We start from the raw sequence: 15,767 nt of genomic DNA, 5'->3' as shown, positions 1-15,767 counted from the left end.
AACCCGGGCGGAAGCGCCCCTGTCCGCCCGTCCTGCGGACCGGCGATCCGCCTGATCGCGATGAAACCATCGACAGTCTCCGGTTGTCCCGCCAGGGCTCTTCACGGCGGCAAGCTCGGTTTCACGGTGCTGGGCATGGGCTCAGGCCGCTGGAGAGAAGGGGTCGGGATGGCAGCGGCTTACACAGGCACGAGATGGGGAGCCTCGGACGCGGCCGGAACACCGGGCGGCGTCGTGACGTGGAGCTTCAACCTCCTGGGGGCGGAGTTCTTCGGCTTCGATGAATCGATCCTGTCCGCACCCTTCCAGGCTGCGGTCCGGGCGGCCTTCGACGTGTGGGAAAGCCTTGCCAACATCGATTTCCAGGAAGTCGCGACCGCGTCCGCCCAGATCCAGCTCGGCTGGGACACGTTCGATGGCGCGGGCGGAACCCTGGCCCTGGCCTACTGGCAGTATCAGGGCGCAAAGACCCTTCAAGCCGAGGTCGCCTTCGATATCGCCGAGAACTGGAACCCGACCGCCGGCGGCGCGTCCTTCCAGGCGGTTGCCATCCATGAGATCGGCCACGCGATCGGACTTGCCCATACGGATGATCCGACCTCGATCATGTATCCCTACCTCAGCGCGCAGACCCTGCCGTCCGCCTCCGACATCGCGGCGATCCAGGGCCTCTACGGTCCATCGGACCGCGGCTTCTCCCTGCCTGGTACGGCCGGCAACGACATCCTGACGGGAGGTCGCGGCAACGACGTGATCTCGGGTCTCGAGGGCGCCGATACGTTGCAGGGCGGGCTCGGTCGCGACGTCCTCCAGGGCAACCAGGGCGACGACCTCGTCCAGGGCGGCCACGACGGCGACGAGGTCTCTGGTGGTCAGGGCAACGACTGGGTCTACGGGAACCTAGGCAACGACACGCTGTCGGGCAATCTCGGCAACGACGTCCTGTCGGGCGGGGCGGGCGCCGACACGTTCGTCTTCATGCCCGGCAGCGGTGCCGACATCGTCACCGACTACGCCTTTGCGGAAGGGGATCGGTTGAACGTCGGCGGCCGGACCTATGCGGTCGCCACCGCCTCCGACGGCTCGGCGCTGCTGCAGCTCGCCGATGGCGACATCATCATCCTGCAGGGCGTGACGCAGGGCGAGTTCTCGCAAAGCTACGTCGCCTGATCCGAGGGAACCAACCGGGGCGGCGTCCGTCCTCCTCCGATACGAAGGAGGACGTCCATGTCGAACCCGCTCAACCAGCCCGGTCAGGATCTGCCCGAGCCCGTTCTGCCCGGCCAAGGTGACGATGCGATCGGCCGGCCGGGCATCGGTTCCGGCATCGGCAACGACACACCGACCAAGCCGGCCGAGAGCAATCCGGCCGGCGAGCCCGATCCGACGCGTCCGGGGCCTGCCGTGCCGGGCATGCCCGGCGGCCTGTAGGTTCCAGGCCGGGCGAACCGGATCGCGGCCGCTCCCCCGGCTCGATCCGCGCGACAAGGCGGGCGCACCCGCTATGATCCTTCCGCGGCGTGTCGCAGCGGTGTTCGACGCGCTCGGCGCTTCGCGGGGCGAAAGCCAGGCCGATGCCACTCGTCGGGCTGGGGCTGATCCGCTCGCGCGCCACACCAGCGAGCCGACCTGACCGGCCATGGTGATCGCTCGCGTCGGCTGGCGAGCGCGCGGAACGGAGCCCCGAAACCCATGCGCGGGCCCGGGTCCTGGCGGGAGCCGAACCGTCGACGGTCCGGGTTTCCGCCCGCGGCGGCTACCCGCACCCGTCGGGGCGCGGGTGCCCTGATGAGGCCGGCAGCCCGCGTCAGCCCATCTTGGACTGCAGGTCTTCCAGAAGCGCGATGTGCTCGCGGACCTGGCCGCGCGCCAGCTTGGCGACCGAGAGATGCTCGCGGTTCTTGCCCGCCTTCAGGTAGTCCTCCTGGATGGTGAGGAGCTTCCGGTGTCCGTCGAGCTGAGCCATGACGTACATCTTGTCGAACTCGGCGCCCGACAGGCCGCGCAGCTTCTCGAGGCTTTCCTTGCCGGCGGGATCGATCATCGCCTCGACCTCGGCCTCGCTCGGCTTCTTGAGGGCGCCCTCGGCCTGCATCGGGTCGGCCTTCATCGACATGAGGATGTCGGCGATCGTTTCCTGCTCGGCGACCTCGAAGCCGGCGAACTGCTTCACCATGGCGTCGGTCGCCTTCTCCTCGGCGACGCGGCTGGTGGCGAGCGACAGGGCGCCCACCATTCCGGTCTCCTTGGCATGCTTCATCTCGGCCTCGCCCATCGCCGCCTCGCCGGGCATGGCGGACTGGGCGAGGACGGATGTCGCCATCAGGGCGACGGAGGCGGCGGCGGCGCTGGCCAGCATCTGGCGGCGGTGCATCATGGTTTGTCTCCAAGAGGGGTGGATCCCTCCCGGGTTGTAAGGCGAGCGAACGTCGTGACCGCTCCGCCGGCGATCTATTCGGGTGGCTGACTATTCAAACGTCGCGAGAAGCCATCCGGCATGGGCATCGCGCTGGCGCGGCGTGCGCTTTCGTCGCTGCCGACACGGGTTCGCTTCGAGGCTCGGCACGCCAAGGGGCGTCCGCAGGCGGCGGATCCGGCGCCGATCGGGGCCGGGGTCAGGGAACCGGTACGCGCCGGACGGGCTTGCGGTCAGGTGATCCGTGCCAACGGAGGGAGATCATCATGCGACCCCGGACCGCTGCGAAGAAGACCGCGCGCTACACGCTGCTCGCCGCCTCGCTCGTGCTCCTGTTCGGTCTCGGCTTCCTGTTCCTGCAGGATCTGGGACGCGGCCGCGAGGCCCGGCAGATCGAGACGATCCAGAACGCGCAGGAGCGCGGCCGGCAGGTGACGCCCGCGCCCGTGCCCGCCGCACCGCCGCCCTAGGGTCGGGCGACAGGGCGGTCCCGGGCGCTGGCGAATCTTGAACCGGTGCGGGCGATCTCAGGCTCCGGTGCGCGGACCCGGCGCGGCGATCCCGCCCTCGTGCTCGGCGTCCTCGTATTCCGGCGACACGCCGCCGTTCGGCAGCCGGCTTTCCTCGCGCCGGACCTTTTCGGTCTCGGTTTCGCCGGACGGGTTGTCCTGCGTGGCGACCTTCGAGCCGTCGTCGCGGAACTCGGTGCCGTCCGGTGCGGTCTTGCTGATCTGGGACATCTGCACTTCCTCCTGGGTTGGACCATCGGGGGAAGGCTCGTCGAGGCGGAGGGTTCCGCCCCGACGTCGGCGACGCCGCAGCGTGTCTGGCCGACGCTCGGAGCGCAGCGCAGGCGTCACGCTTGCGACGATCCCGTCACATCGGCGGTACGACACCTTGGTTCCCGACCACCACGAAGGCGGTCGTGAGCGAGCCGTCGGCCGCCTTTGTCGCGGGCACGAAGACCGGGGCGCCGGGCTTGAGGTCGGCCTTCGTCGCCTCGGCGAAGGTGACTACGGGAACGTTCGCCGGCAGGGTGATCTGCTTGGAGCCGGTCGGGTAGGTCAGCGTCAGCTCGCGGCCCGACACGCTTTCCACCGCGTTCGAGACCGTGGCGTTGGTCATCGTCGAGCCGGGCTGGAGGTCCCACGGAAAGCTGCCCTCGTTGGCGCCCTTCATCGCGGCCGGGAAGATCAGCACCTCGAGCGCCCCGGCCCGGCCGCCCTCGCCCGGGAGCGTCGCCGCTCCCACGTAGTCGCCCGGCTTGATGTCGCCGGCCGAGGCGGCCGTCACGCCGCGCACGCCGACATCGGGGGCCATGGTGATCGTGACCACCGGCCCTTCGCGCGAGGTGACCGACAAGGTGTTGCCGTCCACGGCGGCGATCGTGCCGCGAACGCGGCTCGGCTGGCCGTCCTGCGCGGCGGCGAGCGACGTCGAGACAGCCAAGGATCCCAGAAGCACCAGCGCGGTTCGAACTGAGCGATGCATGCGATCAACCTTTCGCTACGGCGCGCCCGTGCCGGGCGCGACCGGAAGCGCGACACGTGGCCCGGATCGCGGTGGATTCAAGGCGACGCGGCCGGACCGATGCGTCAACGGCCCGTCGCGCGTCCGAGGCACCGCAAGGTCTCAGTCCTCGCGGCGCCGGTCGCCGTCCCGGTTCCCTTCGAAGCTGCGCGCGAGCGGAAAGGACGGCAACCAGCTTTCGCGGCGGACGGTCCACAGCTCGTAGGTCGGCGCGAACTGGTCGGGCGCATCCAGGGTCCCGAGACCCAGTTCGATCTCGTCGCCGGAGCGACCGAAGACCGTGGATCCGCAGCGCGCGCAGAAGAAGCGGCCCGCGTAGTCGCGCGTGGCTCCCTCGATCGTCACCGCGTCCTGCGGAAAGATCGCCGTGGCGTGAAACAACGATCCCGTATGCTTGCGACAGTCGAGGCAATGGCAGAGGCCGACCCGGTTCGGCGCGCCCGCCGCTGCGATGCGCACGTCGCCGCACAGGCACCCACCCAGAACGCGATCCATGATGTCTTCCTTCCTGATGCAGGCTGTTGCGCACCATCATGCCCCGGCATCGATCCATCGAATACGCCGGACCGCTCAGCGATGTCGGGTGACAGGCTCGGTGCGAGGAGCCGGACCGCACGCGAAGACGTTGCACGGCCGCCCCGATCGGGCGGGCTGGGTCCATGAGATCGACAGGGCGTGCCCCGACGAAGCGGAACGCGGCCGTCGAGCCGAAAGCCGGTAGGACTAGAATGATGATCTGGAAGGAAATTGGAGCGGGCGAAGGGATTCGAACCCTCGACCCCAACCTTGGCAAGGTTGTGCTCTACCCCTGAGCTACACCCGCCCGCTCCCCGCCAAAGCGCCGTTGGCGCCGCGGATGACGGCCTTATGACGTATCGCGGCCGGGGATGCAACAGGGAAAATTGCAGCCCGCGCGGCGATGTCGGCCGGTGCCCCGGCCAGCGGACGCTTGACGCCCGCCGCGGCCGCTTCGATAGGAGGCGGACCCGGGAGGCGCGATCCGCGCCCTGATAGTGTTTGCGAGGGCCCTTGAGCGCCGACGCCGATTTTCCTCCGTCCGATCCGGTGCTGGAGCGTCTCGCCCCCGAGCTGGCCCGGGCGCTCGCGCAGGCGAAGGTCCCGACGCGCACCGTGGAGCACGAGGCCGTCTTCACGGTGGACGAGTCGCAGGCTCTGCGCGGCACGATTCCTGGCGTCCACACCAAGAACCTCTTCGTGAAGGACAAGAAGGGCCGCCACTTCCTGGTGACCGCCGCCGAGGATACGCCGGTCGATCTGAAAACGCTGCACGGGCGGATCGGCGCCTCGGGCCGCCTGTCGTTTTCGGACGCCGAACGCATGGGACGCATGCTCGGCGTCGAGCCGGGCTCGGTCACCGTGCTCGGCCTCGTGAACGACCGCGCGGGGGAGGTGACGCTGGTTCTGGACGAGCGCCTCCTGCGACACGATATCCTGAACGCCCACCCGCTGACCAACCGGGCGACCACGTCGCTCCCGCTTGCCGATCTTCTCCGCTTCCTCGGTGCCACCGGCCACGAGCCGATCGTGACGCCTCTCAGCGAAGCCTCCAACGACGGAGCCCCCTCATGAGCAATCCCTACGGTTCCGGCTTCGGCGGCGGCTACGGGCGCCAGACCACGGCCCCCGCATCCGCTGCGCCGGCGCGCGCTCCCGCTCCGGCGGCGGGCGGCGTCCCGACGGCGTCGGGCGATCTGGTGAAGGACACGACCACCGCCGCCTTTTCGACGGATGTGATCCGCGAGTCGCGCAACCAGCCGGTGCTGGTGGACTTCTGGGCGCCCTGGTGCGGACCCTGCAAGCAGCTGACGCCGATCCTGGAGCGGGTGGTCCAGGCCGCCGGCGGGCGCGTCAAGCTCGTGAAGATGAACATCGACGAGCACCCCTCGATCGCGGGCCAGCTCGGCGTCCAGTCGATTCCGGCGGTCTTCGCCTTCGTGAACGGCCAGCCCGTGGACGGCTTCATGGGCGCCCTGCCCGAGAGCGAGGTGCGCGCCTTCGTGGACCGGCTCGCCGGACCCGGCGGGGCGGGCGCGGGCGATCCCGTGGCCGAGGCGCTGAAGGAGGCGGGCGAACTCCTGAAGGCGGGCGATGCCGCCAGCGCCGCGCAGGTCTTTGCTGCGGTCCTGCAGCACGATCCCGAGAACGCCGCGGCCGCGGCCGGCCTGGCGGAATGCTATCTGGCGGCGGGCGACACCGCGCGCGCCCGGGCCGTGGTCGACCAGTTGCCGCCGGCCATGCTCGACGATCCCGCCTTTGCGACCGTGAAGACCAAGCTGAAGCTCGCCGACGAGATCGGCCAGCTCGGCGACGCCGCGACGCTGCAGGCCCGCCTGGAAGGCGATCCCGACGACCACCAGGCGCGCTTCGACCTCGCTCTCATCGCCCAGGCCAAGGGCGACCGCGAGGCGGCGGCGGGACATCTTCTGGAAATCATCCGCCGCGACCGCAGCTTCGACGACGACGGCGCGCGCCGCAAGCTCCTGGAGTTCTTCGAGGTCTGGGGCCCGACCGATCCGGCCACCAAGGAGGGTCGTCGCAAGCTGTCCTCGCTCCTGTTCCGCTGAGGCGGACCGCGGGCTGTCGCTTCGCGTCGCGCCCTCTTGAGTTCGGGGGCGGGCGCGCCAGTTGGGGTCGCTCAAAGGGAGGCGCCACTTGGTTCAGGCGGGCAACCAGACCTATCGCTCGAGCGCGGATCTGCCGGAAACGGTCGCCGTGTTTCCCCTGTCGGGCGCCCTGCTCCTGCCGGGCGGCCAGATGCCGCTCAACATCTTCGAGCCGCGCTACATCGCGATGATCGACGATGCCATGCAGGGCGCACGCGTCATCGGCATCATCCAGCCGCGCCTCGACGGGGCGGTGAACGAGGCGGGCGAGCCCGAGCTGTGCGCCGTGGGGTGCCTGGGGCGCATCACGTCGCTGACGGAGTCGGGCGACGGACGCTATCTCCTCAACCTGCAGGGCATCGTGCGCTTTCGCGTCGCCGAGGAGGCGCCCGCGCGCGGCCTGCCTTACCGCCTGTGCCGCGTGACGCCCTTTCTGGTCGACTTCGACGCGGCGGCGGGCGCCGACGAGGTCGATCGCGAGGAGTTGCTGCGCGCCTTTCGCGCCTATCTCCAGGCCAACCAGCTGGAAGCGGACTGGGACAGCGTCACGCGCGCCTCCAACGAGACGCTGGTGAACGCCCTGTCCATGATGAGCCCCTACGGCCCGGCCGAGAAGCAGGCGCTTCTGGAGGCACCCGACCTTCGCACGCGCGCCGAAACGCTGGTCGCGATCGTGGAGATCGCGCTGGCCCGCGAGGGGCGCGAGGACGGCGGGCCGACGGTGCTCCAGTGATCGCGGTTTTCCGGTCGGCCGCGCTGCGCTAAGGACCATTCATGACCGCCGAAACGCCGCAGCCCGACCCCAAGCTCCTGGAACTCCTCGTCTGCCCCCTGACCAAGGGACCGCTGCGCTACGACCGCGAGCGGGCCGAGCTCGTGTCGGAGAGCGCGCGCCTCGCCTATCCGATCCGCAACGGCATTCCGATCATGCTGCCCGCCGAGGCGCGCCGCCTCGACTAGCCGCTCGCCGTCACGCGCGCCGTGCCTCGAAGGCGACGCGCACGGCCCGCGATACCGAGACCGGCAGCATCGTCATGTGCGTCTCGCCGGGATAGATCTCGCATGTCGCCTGCAGGCCGGGGACCCTCGCCAGGCGCGCCGCCATCGCCTGCGTCAGATCCAGCGTGCGCACGGAGCGCGCCGCCGCGCGTCGCTTGTCGGTATCCTCGCGCCCGTACTGGAAGGGGGCGAGCGCATCGCCCTCGTATTGCCCGGCCGACAGGTGGACCAGCGTGCCGGGCCGCGCGCCGCGCGCTCGAAACCGCTCCTCCGCGTCGAGAAGGACGCCGTCCTCCCAGTAGATCGTCGGGCTCGCGGCCACGAAGCGGCTGAACGCATCGCTTCCCGAAAACAGCGCGTAGAGCGCGAAGAGGCCGCCGAAGGAATGGCCGAACAGCGTGCGCCGCGCAGCGTCCACGGGCGCGAGCCGCCCTACGGCCGCCAGGACGTCGGTCTCGACAAAGCGCAGAAACGGGTCCGCGCCGCCGGTCCGCACCTGCGGCCCGTTCTCGGTGAAGGGCGGATAGGTGCGGCCCGGCGGAGGCGACAGATCCAGCGAGCGGCGCAGCGAGTCGTAGGCCGCGTCGGTCGGATAGCCGACCGCCACGACGACGCCGGGCTCGACGTTGGTGCTGTCGGGATAGGCCCCTTGGACGCGCACGGTGTCCACGGCGGTCGCGATCATCGCATTGCCGTCGGTGATCGCGAGAAGCGGCCAGCCGGCCGCCGGTGCTGGGCCCGGCGGCACGTAGACGAAGAGGCGCCAGGGCTCGCTCGCGCCCTCCGGGGCGAGGTCGAGGACCACCGTATCGGGCAGGCCCGCCGGCCGCGGCGTCGTTTGTAACGGGTCCAAAACGCGTGTCCTTTTTACGGCAGTCGGCGGCGATCCGGCTCGGGGACGGGCGGAATCCGCCGCAACGGGGGATGGAGGCCGGCTCGAATGTTGACTCTACTGTTCAACTTTCCTTAGCCGAGTGGACCGCACTCCTCCAGAGCATCCGGATCCTGCCATGCCCCCTCGTCCCGTCCTTCACCTCTCGCGTCTTCTGGGCGTCTCGCTCCTGACGCTGGCCTCGGCCCAGGCCGCCCGTGCGCAGGACAGCGTCACGCTCGATACGGTCGTGGTGGACGGCAACGGGCGCGAGGCGGGCACCGGCGAGGGCGGTGGCCTGGAAACCGAGGGCTACGTCGCCAGCGAGGTGCGCGCCGGCACCAAGACCGACACGGCGATCGAGCGCGTGCCCCAATCGATCGCGGTGGTCTCGCGCGAGCAGATCGAGGACCGCAAGGTCCAGACGCTGACCGAGGCCGTGAACTACACGGCGGGCGTCACCACCAGCGTGTTCGGCTTCGACCCGCGCTTCGACAGCTTCTACATCCGCGGCTTCAACGTCCAGGAGACGGGTGTCTACCGCGACGGCCTGCGCGAGCTCGGCGCGGGCTTCGCCTTTCCCCGGACCGAGCCCTACACGCTGGGGGGCATCACGATCCTGAAGGGCCCGAGCTCGGTTCTCTACGGCGGCGGCTCGCCGGGCGGCATCGTGAACCTCACCTCCAAGCGCCCGACCGAGGACCCGTTCTACGAGGTCGAGGCGCAGATCGGCACGCAGAGCCGGCGCCAGCTGAACTTCGACGCCTCGGGCCCGATGGGCGAGGGCGACAACTTCCTCTACCGCCTCACCGGCGTCGCCCGCGACGCCGACACCGACTATATCGGTGTCGCGGACGACCGGGGGGTGATCGCGCCCGCCTTCACGTTCCGCTCCGACGACCGCAACACGCACCTGACCATCCTCGGCGAGTACGGCGATCTCACCACGGGCGGCGGCGTCGGCTACTTCACCGAGAACGGCCGGCCGACGCCCTACCAGCTCACCGACCCGGCCTATGCCGACTTCGACCAGGAGCAGTGGCGCATCGGCTACGAGTTCGAGCACCGCTTCAACGAGACCGTCACGGTGCGCCAGAACCTGCGCACGGCGCATGTCGACGCCGACGTGAAGTACACGCAGATCGATGCGATCTCGCCCGACCGCCTGACGGCCACGCGCTCGGCCTGGCGCATCCCGAGCACCGCCAGCACGTTCCAGGTCGACAACCAGGCCCAGTTCGACTTCGACACGGGCGAGGTGAAGCACCAGGTCCTCGGCGGCATCGACTACAGCTATATCGACGCCAGCACTGCCTACGGCTTCACGGCCGCGCCCGATCTCGACCTCGTCCGGCTGAACTACGGTCAGCAGCGCATCGACGGCCCGAGCGCGATCGATGCCTACCGCCTCGACACGCTGCAGAACCAGACCGGCGTCTACCTGCAGGATCAGGCGGAATACCGGCGCTTCGTCCTGACGCTGGGCGGGCGCTACGACTGGCTGACCACCAAGACGTTCAACATCCTGCCCTCGACCGCGAGCAACGAGCAGGACGACACGAACTTCTCGGGGCGCGTCGGGCTCGCCTATCTCTTCGACAACGGGCTCTCGCCCTATGTCAGCTACTCGACCTCGTTCGCCCCGACCGTCGGCTCCACGTTCTCGGGCTCGGCCTTCAGCCCGTCCAAAGGCGAGCAGGAGGAGGTCGGCATCAAGTACAAGCCCGCCGACCTCAACCTTCTCGCCACGGCCGCGCTGTTCCGCATCCGACAGACCAACGTCCTGTCGACCGATCCCGTCAACAACGGCTTCCAGATCCAGCAGGGAGAGGTCACCTCGCAGGGCTTCGAGCTGGAGCTGACCGCGAGCGTCGTGGAAGGGCTGAACGTGACCGGCGCCTACACCTATCTCGACCTCGAGAACACGGGCGGCGACAACCTCGGCTTCGTTCCGCTCGGCATCCCGCGCCAACAGTTCTCGCTCTGGACCGACTACACGGTGCAGGACGGCATCGCCGAGGGCTTGAGCTTCGGTGCGGGCACGCGGTTCCTGGGGCCGACCTGGGCGGACGCGCGCAACACGCGCGAGAACGACAGCCGCGTCATGATCGACGCGATGGTGGCCTACGACTTCGGCGCGGCCAACGAGAAGCTGGAAGGCGTCAAGGCGCAGATCAACGCCAAGAACCTGTTCGACGAGGACGACACGACCTGCAACGGCGGCTTCTGCTACCGCGACCAGGGGCGGCAGGTCATCGGTTCGCTGCGCTATCGCTTCTGACGCGAAACGGGGCGGCCGTCGGCGCCGCCCCGCCGGCTCCTACAAACGGGGATCGATGATCGTGATCCCGTCCGGCGCCTGGCTGCCCATGGCCGTGAGCGCCGGAACGGCCGCGGCGAGCGGGATCGTCTCGCCGATCAGCCGGTCGGGCCGCAGCGTTCCGGCGGAGATCATCGCCAGCATCGCATCGTAGCGCCAGCTCTGCATGCCGTGGCTGCCGTAGATCTCCAGCTCAAACGCGATCACCCGGTCCATGGGGATCGTCGGGCGCGCATGCTCGGCGAGCAGGAGGCCGACCTGGACGTGGCGACCGCGCCGGCGCAGGCCGGCGATGGAGTTGAAGCAGGTTTCGGGGTGGCCGAGCGCGTCGAGCGAGACATGCGCACCGCCGCCCGTCGTCTCGCGCACGGCCTCCACCACGGAGGCGACCTCGCGCGCGTTCACAACCGCTTCCGCGCCCATCGCACGAGCCAGATCGAGCTTTCGCGCTTCGACGTCCACCGCCACCACGCGCGCGCCGAGCGCGCGGGCGATCATGATCGCCGACAGGCCGACGCCGCCCGCCCCGTGCACCGCGACCCACTCGCCGCCGCGCACGCGCCCCTGGTCCACCACGGCGCGAAACGAGGTGGCGAAGCGGCAGCCGAGGCTCGCGGCGGTGGCAAACTCCATGGATTCGGGAAGGGCGACGAGGTTGTGGTCGGCGCGGTCGATCGCGACGAAGCGCGCGAACGAGCCCCAATGCGTGAAGCCCGGCTGGAACTGCTGTTCGCAGACCTGCTGGTGGCCGGCATGACACTCGGCGCAGCGCCCGCAGGCGGCGATGAAGGGCACGGTCACCCGCTCGCCCGCGTGGAAGCGCCGCACGTCCCGCCCCACCGCCGCGATCGTGCCGGCGAACTCGTGACCCGGCACGTGCGGCAGGCGGATGTCGGTGTCGTGGCCCATCCAGCCATGCCAGTCGCTGCGGCACAGGCCCGTCGCCACGACCTCGATCACGACGCCGTCCGGCGCGGGCGCGGGATCCGGCACGTCGCGGATCTCCGGCGTCTGGCCGAAGCGCTCGAAGAGCATGGCTTTCATGGGAGGCTCCTCGGCGATGGGGCGGTCCGACGCTTGTCGGACGCGCCCCTCCGCCCCGTCAAGCCGGGGCGCCGGCGCTCCAGGGCTCGACGCGGCAGCCGCCGAACAGCATCTCGCGCGGCAGGCCGAAGATGAAGTAGGGGCTGAGCATCGGCAACGCGCTCGCCGCTTCCAGCCGCGTGCGCTGGTCGGCGGTCAGCTCGAAGCCGAGCGAGGCCACGTTCTGGCGCATCTGCTCGGGTCGGCTCGCGCCCACCAGAACCGTCGAGACGCCCGGTCGCCCGGCCACCCAGTTGAGCGCGACCTGCGCCATGGGGCGTCCGATCTCGTCGGCGACCGCGCGCAGGGCGTCCACCACCGCGAAGTTGCGCTCGGTGAAGAGCATGCCGCCGAACGGGTTGTCGCCCGCCAGCCGTCCCTCGTCGCCGGCCGCCTCCTCGCCGGCGCGGTTGGGGACCGCACCCGCCGGTCCCGCCTTCGCCAGCATCTCGCGCCCGTACTTGCCGGTCAGGAGGCCCGCGGCGAGCGGGCTCCAGGGCACGAGGCCGAGACCCAGCTCCCGGCCCATCGGCACGACGTCGAGCTCGGCGCCGCGATCCGCCAGCGAGTAGCTGTACTGGAGACCGATCGGGCGGGGCAGGCCGTGGGCCTCGGCCAGCGTCGCGAGACGCGCGACGTACCAGGCCGGCGTGTTGGAGAAGCCGTAGTGGAGGATGTCGCCCCGGTGCATGGCGGCGGCGAGGGTCTGCAGAACCTCTTCCACCGGCGTGGTGCGGTCCCAGACGTGGACCCAGTAGAGGTCGATATGGTCCGTGCCGAGCCGGCGCAGCGATCCCTCGAGGCCGAGGCGGATGTTCTTGGCGCCGTTGCCGCCGGCCATCGGCGTGCCCTCCGCGCGCGGGAAGCCCGACTTGGTGGCGATCACCACGCGGTCGCGCACGCCCGCCTCGCGCACGAAGCGGCCGACCATCTCCTCGGACCGGCCGCCCGAATAGACGTCCGCCGTGTCGAGGACGTTGCCGCCGGTTTCCAAGTAGCTGTCGAACACGGCGCGCGAGACCGCCTCGTCGGAGCCCCAACGTCCCGCGCCGAAGGTCATGGTGCCGAGCGCGAGCGGACTGACCACGAGGCCGGAGCGGCCGAGCGTGCGAAAGGATGGATCGTTCATGGACGGAAAACCCTCAAGACAGGCCGCACCGGGCGGCGTCGGGCCAGATCTACGGCGGATGCCCGGCTGGCATTAGGGCTTGCGACCGGCATGGGCTTGTGAGCGAGATGCAGCAATGCGGCGCAGCAACCTCGACGATCTTCATCTTTTCGCGGCGGTCGCACGGGAGAGGTCCTTCACCCGCGCCGCCGCCCGGCTCGGCCTGTCGCCGTCCGCCCTCAGCCACGCGATGCGCGGGTTGGAGGAGCGGCTCGGCGTCCGCCTTCTCCAGCGCACGACGCGCTCGGTCGCCCCGACCGTGGCCGGCGAGCGTCTGCTCGCCCGGCTCGCACCGGCGCTCCACGAGATCGACGCCGGGCTGGCGGACCTGGCCGAAGCGCGCGCGGAGCCGTCCGGCACGGTCCGCGTGACCACGTTCGGCTATATCGCGCAGACGATCCTGGAGCCTCGCCTGCCGCGCTTCCTCCTGGACCATCCCGCGATCGAGGTGGAGATCCACATCGCTCAGGAGCTGACCGACATCGTGGCGTCGGGGTTCGATGCCGGCATCCGCTTCGGCGACACTGTGGAGCGCGACATGGTGGCGGTGCGCGTCGGGCCGGATCTGCGCACCGTGGTGGTCGGCACGCCCGGCTATTTCGAGCGCTTCGCGCCGCCCGAGACGCCGGCCGATCTCGCGCGCCACCGCTGCCTCTGCCATCGCCTGGCCTCGGCGGGCGGGCTCCTGCCCTGGGAGTTCGAGCGCGACGGTCGCGAGGTCCAGGTCCGCGTCACCGGTCCGTTGATCGCCGACGACGACGGCGGCCTGGCGCTCGCCGCCGTGCGCGCGGGCGCGGGGCTCGGCTACATGATGGAGGAAAGCGTCGCCAGCGACATCGCGAGCGGTCGCCTCGTGCAGGTCCTGGACGACTGGTGCCCGCCCTTCTCGGGTTGCCACCTCTACCATCCGAGCCGGCGCCAGACGCCGCCGGCCCTGCGTGCGCTGATCGACGCGCTGCGCTGGCGCGGGCCCTTGCGCTAGCGGGCCGTCAGGCCGTCGCGCGGGCGCGGACGGGGATCCGGAGGCGCCAGCGGATGCCGCCGGGATGGCGTTCCATGCGGGCTTCGCCGCCGAGTTCGCCCTCGATGCTGCGGCCGATGATGCGAAGGCCGAGACCCGGTTCCCGGGGCGCCGGTGTCTCGCTCGCAAGGCCGAGCTCGTGCCAGTCGAGGTGGAGGGCTTCGCCGTCCGCACCCTGCTCCAGGCGCCAGCGCACCTCGATCCGCCCCTCTGGGCCCGCCAGCGCGCCGTGCCGGGCGGCATTGGTCGCCATCTCGTGAAACACCATGCCGATCGCCAGCGCCTCGCGGGTATCGAGCGTCACGCTTCCCCCGCCCAGCACGACCCGCTCGGGCGGATGGGACGCCAGCGTGCCCGTCAAAATCTCGGCGAGATCGGCGCCCTCCCATCCCCGCTGCGTCAGGACGTTGTGGGTCGAGGACAGCGCCAGGATGCGTCCCTCCAGGTCGCGGTGGAAGCTCGCCACCGAAGGGGCGCCGGACGCCATGTGCCGCGACAGGGACTGGATCGTCGAAAGCGTGTTCTTGACGCGGTGGTTCAGCTCGTCGACCAGGAGGCGCTGCCGCCGCTCGCTGACGACGATGCGCTCCAGCGCGCGGCGCCGCTCGGTGACGTCGATCACGACCCCGACCATGCGCGTCGCCCGCCCGTTGCCGTCCGCCATGGTGCGGCCCCGCGCGTTGACCCAGCGCCCGCCGTCGAGCAGCGGATACTCGACGTCGTAGTCGGCGCCGGTGGCGATCGCCTGGGCGAGCTCGCGCTCGCGCTCGGCCCGGCTGCCGGGTGCGATCCGGTTCAGCGCCTCGGCATAGCTCAGCCGCTCGTCGGCGGCCAGGCCGTACAGCGCCTTGCCCTTGGGCGAGATATGGAGGTGGCAGTTGCGCAGGTCGAGTTCCCAGTAGCCGACGCCCCCCGCCTCGAGGGCGGCCAGGATGTTGGCCCGCTGATCGTAGAGCGAGGCCATCAGCGCCAGAAACAGGATCAGAATCGTCGTCCCGGCGACGCCGAACGCGAGTGGGTAGGCCGGCGCCGCGCCGGCGCCCATGGCATGGCCGCCGACCGGCATGAGGCTCAGCGCCGCCATGGCCGTGTAGTGCATGCCCACGACAGCCAGGCCGAGCGCGACGGTGGCGGCGATCCGCGTCGCGGTTCCCTTCTCGCCGCGCGCGACGAACAGCGCCGCGGTCGCGGCCACGATCGCGATCAGGAGCGACAGCGCGACGAGCGGCATGTCGTAGCCCATCGGAACCGCCGTCTCGAGCGCGGCCATCCCGACATAGTGCATGAGGCAGATGCCGATGCCCATCAGGGTCCCGGCCGCCACGAGAGGGGCGCGGCCCGCCCGGTCGGACGCGGCCACGACGAAGGCGACCGCCGTGGCCCCCACCGCCAGCACCAGCGACAGGAGGGTCAGCGCCGGATCGTAGCTGACCGGCGCGCCGGGATCGAAGCCCAGCATCGCCACGAAGTGCATCGACCAGATGCCGAGGCCCATCGCGCAGGCCGCGGATCCCAGCCAGATGCCGCGCTCGCGCCCCGCCTTGCCCTCGACGCGGCGGAACAGGTCCAGCGCGGTCCAGGCCCCCAGCATCGCGACCGCGAGCGACAGGCCGAGGAAGACGAGGTCATGATGGCCATGGAACATGCGAAACGGGTTCCTGCGGGCGCGACCGGCTCGGGTCGCATGGCATTGCCACAGGTCGCCCTCGCGAGCGACGGGTCGGCGCAAAAATTC

Annotated in this window: 17 protein-coding genes and 1 tRNA gene; 9 read left to right on the top strand and 9 right to left on the bottom strand. The window is 70.5% G+C overall.

What is annotated here, in order from left to right; translation table 11 throughout:
* Positions 1-168: 168 nt before the first annotated feature.
* The gene (locus BLQ76_RS15195) at positions 169-1,170 is read left to right on the top strand and encodes a matrixin family metalloprotease (RefSeq protein WP_170842611.1); all 1,002 of its coding nucleotides are present in this window, start codon (positions 169-171) and stop codon (positions 1,168-1,170) included.
* A gap of 57 nt (positions 1,171-1,227) precedes the next feature.
* Positions 1,228-1,431, top strand: a complete 204-nt coding sequence (locus BLQ76_RS15190; RefSeq protein ID WP_090674939.1) for a hypothetical protein — start codon at positions 1,228-1,230, stop codon at positions 1,429-1,431.
* A gap of 376 nt (positions 1,432-1,807) precedes the next feature.
* On the opposite strand, the gene BLQ76_RS15185 is transcribed toward BLQ76_RS15190, so the two are convergent.
* On the bottom strand, positions 1,808-2,377 hold the full coding sequence (locus BLQ76_RS15185; RefSeq protein ID WP_244519662.1) for a DUF4142 domain-containing protein: 570 nt from the start codon (positions 2,375-2,377) through the stop codon (positions 1,808-1,810).
* A 305-nt stretch (positions 2,378-2,682) separates the two neighbouring features.
* Here BLQ76_RS15185 and BLQ76_RS15180 point away from each other — a divergent pair, with 305 nt between their 5' ends.
* A complete protein-coding gene (locus tag BLQ76_RS15180) occupies positions 2,683-2,886 on the top strand; it encodes a hypothetical protein (RefSeq protein WP_090674936.1) in 204 nt (67 codons plus the stop codon).
* Between the two features lie 57 nt (positions 2,887-2,943).
* On the opposite strand, the gene BLQ76_RS15175 is transcribed toward BLQ76_RS15180, so the two are convergent.
* The 4 genes from BLQ76_RS15175 to BLQ76_RS15160 form a co-directional block, all read right to left on the bottom strand.
* Positions 2,944-3,156: a hypothetical protein gene (locus tag BLQ76_RS15175; protein ID WP_090674933.1), complete on the bottom strand. Its 213-nt coding sequence runs from the start codon at positions 3,154-3,156 to the stop codon at positions 2,944-2,946.
* Positions 3,157-3,292: 136 nt separating this feature from the next.
* On the bottom strand, positions 3,293-3,907 hold the full coding sequence (locus BLQ76_RS15170) for a hypothetical protein (protein ID WP_090674930.1): 615 nt from the start codon (positions 3,905-3,907) through the stop codon (positions 3,293-3,295).
* Positions 3,908-4,048: 141 nt separating this feature from the next.
* Positions 4,049-4,441: a GFA family protein gene (locus tag BLQ76_RS15165; RefSeq protein WP_090674928.1), complete on the bottom strand. Its 393-nt coding sequence runs from the start codon at positions 4,439-4,441 to the stop codon at positions 4,049-4,051.
* A gap of 253 nt (positions 4,442-4,694) precedes the next feature.
* A tRNA-Gly gene (locus BLQ76_RS15160) sits at positions 4,695-4,769 on the bottom strand.
* Positions 4,770-4,975: 206 nt separating this feature from the next.
* Between BLQ76_RS15160 and BLQ76_RS15155 the strand changes: the two genes are divergently transcribed.
* The 4 genes from BLQ76_RS15155 to BLQ76_RS15140 all read left to right on the top strand — a co-directional run bounded on the left by BLQ76_RS15155 (position 4,976) and on the right by BLQ76_RS15140 (position 7,530).
* Complete coding sequence (locus tag BLQ76_RS15155; RefSeq protein WP_342028261.1) at positions 4,976-5,536, top strand: prolyl-tRNA synthetase associated domain-containing protein; 561 nt, start codon at positions 4,976-4,978, stop codon at positions 5,534-5,536.
* Positions 5,533-6,531 (top strand): thioredoxin, encoded by a 999-nt coding sequence (trxA, locus tag BLQ76_RS15150; protein ID WP_090674926.1) that lies wholly within the window; start codon positions 5,533-5,535, stop codon positions 6,529-6,531. Before BLQ76_RS15155 ends, trxA begins: the two co-directional genes overlap by 4 nt.
* 88 nt (positions 6,532-6,619) lie before the next feature.
* Positions 6,620-7,303: an LON peptidase substrate-binding domain-containing protein gene (locus tag BLQ76_RS15145; RefSeq protein ID WP_090674924.1), complete on the top strand. Its 684-nt coding sequence runs from the start codon at positions 6,620-6,622 to the stop codon at positions 7,301-7,303.
* Positions 7,304-7,344: 41 nt separating this feature from the next.
* On the top strand, positions 7,345-7,530 hold the full coding sequence (locus tag BLQ76_RS15140; protein WP_090674921.1) for a Trm112 family protein: 186 nt from the start codon (positions 7,345-7,347) through the stop codon (positions 7,528-7,530).
* Between the two features lie 10 nt (positions 7,531-7,540).
* Here the strand turns inward: BLQ76_RS15140 and BLQ76_RS15135 are convergent, their stop codons facing one another.
* On the bottom strand, positions 7,541-8,422 hold the full coding sequence (locus tag BLQ76_RS15135; protein WP_090674919.1) for an alpha/beta hydrolase: 882 nt from the start codon (positions 8,420-8,422) through the stop codon (positions 7,541-7,543).
* A gap of 157 nt (positions 8,423-8,579) precedes the next feature.
* Between BLQ76_RS15135 and BLQ76_RS15130 the strand changes: the two genes are divergently transcribed.
* Complete coding sequence (locus BLQ76_RS15130; protein WP_090674917.1) at positions 8,580-10,721, top strand: TonB-dependent siderophore receptor; 2,142 nt, start codon at positions 8,580-8,582, stop codon at positions 10,719-10,721.
* Between the two features lie 39 nt (positions 10,722-10,760).
* Here BLQ76_RS15130 and BLQ76_RS15125 read toward each other — a convergent pair whose 3' ends face one another.
* Together BLQ76_RS15125 and BLQ76_RS15120 are read right to left on the bottom strand one after the other, a co-directional pair.
* Positions 10,761-11,804, bottom strand: coding sequence for a zinc-dependent alcohol dehydrogenase family protein (locus BLQ76_RS15125; RefSeq protein WP_090674915.1), 1,044 nt, complete (start codon positions 11,802-11,804; stop codon positions 10,761-10,763).
* Positions 11,805-11,862: 58 nt separating this feature from the next.
* Positions 11,863-12,972, bottom strand: a complete 1,110-nt coding sequence (locus BLQ76_RS15120) for an aldo/keto reductase (protein ID WP_090674913.1) — start codon at positions 12,970-12,972, stop codon at positions 11,863-11,865.
* 115 nt (positions 12,973-13,087) lie between these two features.
* On the opposite strand from BLQ76_RS15120, the gene BLQ76_RS15115 reads away from it, so the two are divergent.
* On the top strand, positions 13,088-13,993 hold the full coding sequence (locus tag BLQ76_RS15115; RefSeq protein ID WP_090674911.1) for a LysR family transcriptional regulator: 906 nt from the start codon (positions 13,088-13,090) through the stop codon (positions 13,991-13,993).
* Between the two features lie 7 nt (positions 13,994-14,000).
* Here BLQ76_RS15115 and BLQ76_RS15110 read toward each other — a convergent pair whose 3' ends face one another.
* Positions 14,001-15,677 (bottom strand): MHYT domain-containing protein, encoded by a 1,677-nt coding sequence (locus BLQ76_RS15110; protein WP_090674909.1) that lies wholly within the window; start codon positions 15,675-15,677, stop codon positions 14,001-14,003.
* Positions 15,678-15,767: the final 90 nt, after the last annotated feature.

The organism is Aureimonas jatrophae, assembly GCF_900104035.1.
GTDB classification, from domain to species: domain Bacteria; phylum Pseudomonadota; class Alphaproteobacteria; order Rhizobiales; family Rhizobiaceae; genus Aureimonas; species Aureimonas jatrophae.
Note: the sequence above shows the minus strand (reverse complement) of the source record. Positions and strands in the feature narration are given on the sequence as shown.